Below are 1,853 nucleotides of genomic sequence, written 5' to 3'. Positions count from 1 at the left end.
GGAATGGGGAACAACATTGATTTTGACAATCTCTGCCAGGTGCATAGTGAGATCTTCCACTTCCGGAAGCTGTGGATAATTAGGTGAGGCAGGTTTAAGGATATAACCACCCCAGAGACCTACAATAGTGAATCTTTTGGGACCGTTCTTTTCTGATGAAATATGAAGGGAAAGTTTTGGCTGGACCCCGGTCAATCCGGTTTGTTTTTCAATTACAGCCTTAGCCAAGGGCTCAAGTTCATTCTCCGAATAAGGAAGCTCAGGAGCATTTACAGAACCAAAAATTTTCCGGCTACATTTGGTGTGAAAATCTGTTTCAGAATCATCTAAAAACTGATAGCAGTAAAGGCATCTCTTTTTCATCACAATCAGCCAGTTTCAGGTTCTATACTGACAGCACCAATCGTATCTTTGCAGCACAACAAAAGAAGCTCCATTCTATCTCTGGGATCCAATTTCCAATTTTTGACAGCAATATCCAAAAGCCATCCTTCAGGGATCAAACCATCAAAAAACGGAAACATAGTCAGGGAGTGATAAGGAGCCTCTTGCAGTGGCATTGTCAAACTGATTGGCTCCACACCTTCCCTATTGAGATATTCAACTGTATAACTAAAACGATAGCCTGTATCATCCTGAACAAATTTTCCCGCCAGAATACCATGCATAAATACTTTTGCTCTTCTATTGCTCATTTTCTATCCTTGTTTCCGGTATTGGGCCAAGTTGATGTCCAAACATTGATAAAACCTGATTTACCTTATCCATTCTCAATGTTTTCTTACCTTGCTCAAGATCCCTGAGGAACCTTAAACCCACACCTGATTTTTGAGCCAATTCAAGCTGAGTTAACTTTACAGCGTTTCTTTTCTCTTTGACAAATTTGGCTAAACTCATATTATATACCTTATCGGGTACAAATATAAAAAATTTAAATAAAATATACCTTATGGGGTATAAAAAACATATACTACTAGGTTAATACATCATATCGGGTATATTTTTCGATATATACATTAAGACAAAATTCATCGAAAGCCTTATCAGGCATTTGTATAAAAATAGGAGGATTACGCCAACCTCAAAACATCTCCCACGTTTGCATGTATGTTCATAGTGCACCTCCCCACTACAAGGTATAGTTCTCAAACATAGTTGTATCCCAAAGCGATAATGTCTCGTGTGTCAACCTCTGTCTCGGTCCAGGGATCCATTATCGCCGTGGAGCCGGCCAGGGCGGGATTAAGGCCGGGATTGGCGGCCTGCCATTCGGCCCAGATACGATCGATCTCACAGTGGTGCATCCAAAACACTGGGTCGCACGGCGCAAACAGGACACTTCCCATGGAACCGCTTACCCAGACATGCCCGGAATTGTGAATACCTTCGAGTGCCTGAGCGAACGTGTTGAATGTGCCATTGGCAAGCGCTGCAGTCACAGCCGCAGCGTTAGGAAGCAATGAGAACATGCTGATGTTTCGCGTAACCGTGTGAGGCCCGCTCATCAGCGTCACAGTCGGCGTGAAACCGAGGAGCCATGAGGGGAATGATTGTTCCTCGCTAGATTTCCAGTATGGAATGCACACGGTCGGATCAACCATCATTAGCAACTCCTCCATCCGCAAAAGGTAAATCCGATGCCAAGGCAAAAAGCGGGGGTTAGAGTGCATCTGATGAATCGCGTTGGAGTGAATATCCACTAGTGGACCCAAGGCATTCATCGCGTTGATCTGGCTGAACGCATTGAGGAACCGATTCTGCTCGTCAGTGGTCAGCATGCGGTGATCTTTACGAATGCACAGCTCATCCTGGTCGTCGTCACAGGTAACCGGCGGTTTGTAGTCTTCTTTACG

General features: G+C 44.2%; 3 protein-coding genes and 1 pseudogene. All 4 read right to left on the bottom strand.

Going from position 1 to position 1,853, the window contains the following annotated elements; all coding sequences use genetic code 11:
- Window positions 1-363: pseudogene (locus ACEW8O_RS25895) on the bottom strand (type II toxin-antitoxin system HipA family toxin); the annotation flags it as partial.
- Window positions 364-368: 5 nt separating this feature from the next.
- A complete protein-coding gene (locus tag ACEW8O_RS25890; RefSeq protein WP_373497526.1) occupies window positions 369-695 on the bottom strand; it encodes a HipA N-terminal domain-containing protein in 327 nt (108 codons plus the stop codon).
- The gene (locus ACEW8O_RS25885) at window positions 685-897 is read right to left on the bottom strand and encodes a type II toxin-antitoxin system Y4mF family antitoxin (RefSeq protein ID WP_373497525.1); all 213 of its coding nucleotides are present in this window, start codon (window positions 895-897) and stop codon (window positions 685-687) included. The genes ACEW8O_RS25890 and ACEW8O_RS25885 overlap by 11 nt, the downstream gene beginning before the upstream one ends.
- Before the next feature lie 248 nt (window positions 898-1,145).
- Window positions 1,146-1,853 (bottom strand): tyrosinase family protein (locus ACEW8O_RS25880; RefSeq protein WP_373497524.1); only part of this gene is annotated, 708 nt, incomplete at its 5' end.

This window comes from Aquiflexum sp. (assembly GCF_041749095.1).
Taxonomy (GTDB): domain Bacteria; phylum Bacteroidota; class Bacteroidia; order Cytophagales; family Cyclobacteriaceae; genus Aquiflexum.
Note: the sequence above shows the minus strand (reverse complement) of the source record. Positions and strands in the feature narration are given on the sequence as shown.